The organism is Citrobacter sp. Awk 2, from assembly GCF_028069815.1.
Taxonomy (GTDB): Bacteria; Pseudomonadota; Gammaproteobacteria; order Enterobacterales; family Enterobacteriaceae; genus Citrobacter.
The window spans coordinates 1-4,500 of the sequence record NZ_JANEWL010000168.1; the positions used below are offsets into that span (position 1 = coordinate 1).

6 protein-coding genes and 1 rRNA gene are annotated in these 4,500 nt (G+C 48.0%); 3 read left to right on the plus strand and 4 right to left on the minus strand.

Going from position 1 to position 4,500, the window contains the following annotated elements; genetic code table 11:
• The first annotated feature begins 169 nt into the window (after nucleotides 1-169).
• A complete protein-coding gene (locus tag NNO02_RS22600) occupies nucleotides 170-1,105 on the plus strand; it encodes an acyltransferase (protein WP_271455808.1) in 936 nt (311 codons plus the stop codon).
• A gap of 13 nt (nucleotides 1,106-1,118) precedes the next feature.
• Here the strand turns inward: NNO02_RS22600 and dsbA are convergent, their stop codons facing one another.
• From dsbA to NNO02_RS22615, 3 genes are all read right to left on the minus strand, one after another.
• Complete coding sequence (gene dsbA / locus NNO02_RS22605) at nucleotides 1,119-1,742, minus strand: thiol:disulfide interchange protein DsbA (protein WP_137381405.1); 624 nt, start codon at nucleotides 1,740-1,742, stop codon at nucleotides 1,119-1,121.
• A gap of 16 nt (nucleotides 1,743-1,758) precedes the next feature.
• Complete coding sequence (locus NNO02_RS22610) at nucleotides 1,759-2,745, minus strand: serine/threonine protein kinase (RefSeq protein ID WP_271455809.1); 987 nt, start codon at nucleotides 2,743-2,745, stop codon at nucleotides 1,759-1,761.
• A 76-nt stretch (nucleotides 2,746-2,821) separates the two neighbouring features.
• Nucleotides 2,822-3,091 carry a YihD family protein gene (locus NNO02_RS22615; RefSeq protein ID WP_003028616.1) on the minus strand — a complete coding sequence of 90 codons (270 nt, stop codon included), beginning with the start codon at nucleotides 3,089-3,091 and terminating at the stop codon, nucleotides 2,822-2,824.
• A 69-nt stretch (nucleotides 3,092-3,160) separates the two neighbouring features.
• On the opposite strand from NNO02_RS22615, the gene mobA reads away from it, so the two are divergent.
• Both mobA and mobB read left to right on the plus strand, forming a co-directional pair.
• Complete coding sequence (gene mobA / locus NNO02_RS22620; RefSeq protein WP_271442768.1) at nucleotides 3,161-3,745, plus strand: molybdenum cofactor guanylyltransferase MobA; 585 nt, start codon at nucleotides 3,161-3,163, stop codon at nucleotides 3,743-3,745.
• Nucleotides 3,742-4,245 carry a molybdopterin-guanine dinucleotide biosynthesis protein MobB gene (mobB, locus tag NNO02_RS22625; RefSeq protein ID WP_271455810.1) on the plus strand — a complete coding sequence of 168 codons (504 nt, stop codon included), beginning with the start codon at nucleotides 3,742-3,744 and terminating at the stop codon, nucleotides 4,243-4,245. Before mobA ends, mobB begins: the two co-directional genes overlap by 4 nt.
• 160 nt (nucleotides 4,246-4,405) lie before the next feature.
• On the opposite strand, the gene rrf is transcribed toward mobB, so the two are convergent.
• Nucleotides 4,406-4,500: ribosomal RNA gene (gene rrf / locus NNO02_RS22630) — 5S ribosomal RNA — on the minus strand; the annotation flags it as partial.

The window sequence follows — 4,500 nt, forward strand, 5'->3', positions numbered from 1 at the left end:
TTATTATATTTTTCATCATCTTATGTTGATAGGTGGAACTTTATGCCATTTTTTCAGCTTATATCTGGATGTGGATAGATATTACCTTTTTTTCTATTCAGCGAAGATCCATCATTTGGTTCGTTTTCTGATAAAATCAGCCCCTTGCGCCTCATTTAGCGCACTATCTATGGCTAACCTTTTGAATAATTTAATTATGACGAGAATACTCGCTGCGATAACGCTGTTGCTGAGTATCGTATTGACCATATTGGTCACGATTTTTTGTTCTGTGCCGATCATCCTTGCAGGGGTTGTAAAACTCCTTTTGCCCATTCCTGTCGTCTGGCGCAAGGTTTCTGTCTTCTGTAATTTCATGATGTATTGCTGGTGTGAAGGTCTGGCTCTACTGCTGCACCTTAATCCACGATTAAAGTGGGATATCGAAGGACTGGAAGGTCTTAGCAAGAAAAACTGGTACCTGCTCATTTGTAATCATTACAGTTGGGCCGACATCGTTGTGCTTTGCGTTCTGTTCCGTAAACACATTCCGATGAATAAATATTTCCTCAAGCAGCAGTTGGCCTGGGTCCCTTTTATTGGTCTGGCATGTTGGGCTTTGGATATGCCGTTTATGAAACGCTATTCGCGTGGCTATCTGCTTCGTCATCCGGAACAACGCGGTAAAGATGTGGAAACAACGCGCCGTTCCTGTGAGAAATTTCGCGTACATCCGACAACAATTGTGAATTTTGTCGAAGGCTCACGTTTTACGGACGAGAAGCGTCAGCAAACCCGTTCCCCGTACAGCAATCTGCTCCCGCCCAAGGCGGCAGGCATTGCAATGGCGCTAAACGTTCTGGGATCACAGTTCGATAAATTGCTGAACGTTACGCTGTGCTATCCAGAAAATAGCCGTCATCCTTTCTACGATATGCTCAGCGGCAAGCTGACACGCATTGTCGTGCGAGTGAATCTCGAGCCAATTAGCGAAGAATTGCATGGTGATTACGTTAACGATAAGGCATTTAAACGTCGGTTCCAGCAGTGGCTGAACATGCTCTGGAGCGAGAAAGATACACAATTAAATGCGATTAAAGCCTCAAATAAAAAAGCCGGTCTGTGACCGGCTTTTTCTTTTACTTCTGACCAACCAGGAATTTCACGGTATCAGCATACTGCTGTACAAAGATATCCATGCTGCTGGTATCCATACCCTGCGGGTTCACCTGATATTTGCCATTAACAAACATCGCCGGCACGCCCTGCAGCTGCAAATCAGCTGCCGCTTTTTCCTGCTGGGCAACAAGTGATTTCACCACGAAGCTATTCCATGCCGCATCATAGTCTTCACCTTTAATACCTGCGTCGACGAAGACTTTACGGATATCAGCGACAGACTGAACAGTCTGCGTTTTCTGCACCCCTTCAAACAACGGCACAGTCACCTGATCTTCAACGCCCAGTGCCATAGCAACAGCCCATGCCTGCGTCAGATCTTTACCTAGAGGCCCCAAAAACTCGACGTGATACTTAGTCATTTTGGTGCCTTCTGGCAATTTTTTCTTCACGTTATCAGATACGTGAAGGACTTCTTCAAACTGGTAGCAATGCGGGCAGTAGAAGGAGAAAAACTCCAACACCTGCGGTTCACCCGCAACAGGCTTTTCCAGCGTGATGTACTGCTTACCATCCTGGAACTGCGCTGCCGATGCGCTAAAAGCTAAAACCATACCAGCCAGCGCCAGCCATATTTTTTTCATGTTCAAGTTTCTCCGATTAATACATTGGCGTTAATTGTAAGGGGGGCTCTTGCAGAATTTTTGCCTGCTCAATAAAGGTCGCGGTCTGACGCTGCCAATAATCTTCCCCGGTTAACCAAGGGAAATTTTTGGGGAAAGCGGGATCAGCCCAACGTCGAATCAGCCAGGCAAGATAATAAACTAAACGCATTGCGCGTAAAGGTTCTATCAGTCCGATTTCAGCGGTGTCAAATTCACTAAACTCTTCATAAGCTTCAATAATAGTTTCAAGCTGCATACGTTGCTCTGCTTTATCACCATTAAGAAGCATCCATAAATCCTGTATTGCAGGACCATTACGGGCATCATCCAAATCAACAAACATCGGGCCATCACGCCACAAAATATTACCTGCATGGCAATCACCATGCAGACGTAGCGACGCAAAACGCGTATGCCAGCGTTCGGTGACCACGGTAATCAGTGCGTCCGTTGCCTTCAGGAAGGCCGCCTTTTGTCCTGACGGAATGAGCGGTGCATGCTCAAAAAGCTTACGTGGCTCAGTCAGGTACTCTTCAAGACCTATAGTGGGGCGAAAGGTAAAAGGTTGTTTGCACCCGGTCTGGTGAAGACGACCCAGGTAGCGACCCACGGCCTCCATCTGATCGATGTTGTCGGCTTCAAACTGACGACCACCTACGCTTTGGAAGATTGCATAGTGAAAACCCTGATGGCTCAACAGCGTTTGACCATTCAGAACCAGAGGTGCAGCAACCGGGACGTCATCACTAACCAGTTCCAGGGCAAATTGATGCTCTTCCTGAATCTGATCGACAGACCAACGCTCAGGGCGATAGAACTTCACGACAAAACGTCGGCGATCTTCATCCTGGAATTGATAAACACGGTTCTCATAGCTGTTTAGCGGGGTAAGACCAGAATCCACGCGGATGCCCTGTTCAAACAAGGCATCCATAATGGTATCAGGGTGTAGCGTCTGGAAAGTAAAAGCGTTGTCGTTCATCCCATCATCCAGAAATTACTACGAATGATTCAGGATATCATTTCACAGCGCTTTCGGTGGAGGCGCTTACAAGGTTTTACTCTTTAATTACGCCACGTGCGCGTAGAAGTGCTGTTTTAAAATCTTCTTCATAATCTTTTTGAATGCCTGGGATCACGGCATCTTTCGCTGAGTCACGCATTTTCAGGTGATAGATCAGAATGTCATCAGTTAAATCCGCCAGTTCTCCGTCAAAACCTGACTCTTGCGCCAGTTTCTGTAAAAATTGCATCAGGTTAAGATCGGGTTCTTTCTGCCAGGCCGGCTGGAGGAGTTCAATAACTTCATTCAGACGTTTACATTTCATGGTTGTGCTCCTTACGCTCAATATAGATACGTTAGCAGGGTCAATCCCACATTAAAAGAGGCGATATCAGTGATTCTGGATAGTGCAATAACAGGGGTTGTCCTGGCCGGCGGTAAAGCCAGACGAATGGGCGGAGCAGATAAAGGTTTGCTTGAGCTGGATGGAAAACCCCTTTGGCGATATGTGGCTGACACCCTCGCTTTGCAGGTCGAGACTGTTGTGGTTAACGCTAATCGCCACCAGGATATTTATCAGCAAAGCGGCCTGAAAGTCATCCCCGATGCCCTTGCTGATTATCCTGGTCCATTGGCCGGTATGCTGTCGGTTTTTCTACAGGCAGAAGGGAACTGGTTTCTGTTTTGCCCTTGTGATATGCCCTATATCCCCCACGATCTGGTCGCTCGTTTAAAAGAACAACGCAAATCAGCCCCCGTAGTCTGGGTGCATGATGGTGAAAGAGATCACCCGACAATTGCACTGATGAACAGATCAATGCAGCCCCTGCTACAGGATTACCTGCAGTCTGGAGAACGACGCGTGATGGTCTTTATGCGCCAGGCTGGGGGACATCCCGTTGACTTTAGCGATCATAAAGATGCATTCGTGAATGTGAATACACCCGAAGAACTCGCCAGATGGCAGGATAAATCATGATCCCATTACTCGCCATTGCGGCCTGGAGCGGTACGGGGAAAACCACGCTGCTCAAAAAGCTTATCCCGGAACTGTGCGCCAGAGGTATTCGTCCCGGATTGATTAAGCATACACACCACGATATGGATGTCGATAAGCCTGGCAAGGATAGCTATGAGCTACGCAAAGCCGGGGCAGCACAAACGCTGGTTGCCAGCCAACAGCGTTGGGCGTTAATGGTTGAAACACCTGAAGAGCCCGAACTGGACCTGGCCTATCTGGTTAGCCGGATGGATACCTCGGCGTTAGATATGGTGCTTGTTGAAGGCTTTAAGCATGAACCTGTCGCGAAGATCCTGCTTTTTCGTGAAGGCTGCGGGCATCGTGCAGAAGAGTTAGTTATAGACGAGCATGTTGTCGCAGTTGCTAGTGATGTGCCGCTGGCGGTGGATGTTCCATTGTTAGATATCAACGACATACAACAACTTACTGAGTTTGTTACGCAATGGGTAAGACAGTAACTGTGGTATTGCCTGCTTGCCTGATGCGCTGCGCTTATCAGGCCTACAACATACATTCAGCTGCAGGCCGGATAAGGCGGGACGCCGCATCCGGCGGTTTTCACTCCCCACAGACGCAAAAAAGCCCATCCGTCAGGATGGGCTTCTTCACTTATTTGATGCCTGGCAGTTCCCTACTCTCGCATGGGGAGACCCCACACTACCATCGGCGCTACGGCGTTTCACTTCTGAGTTCGGCATGGGGTCAGGTGGGAC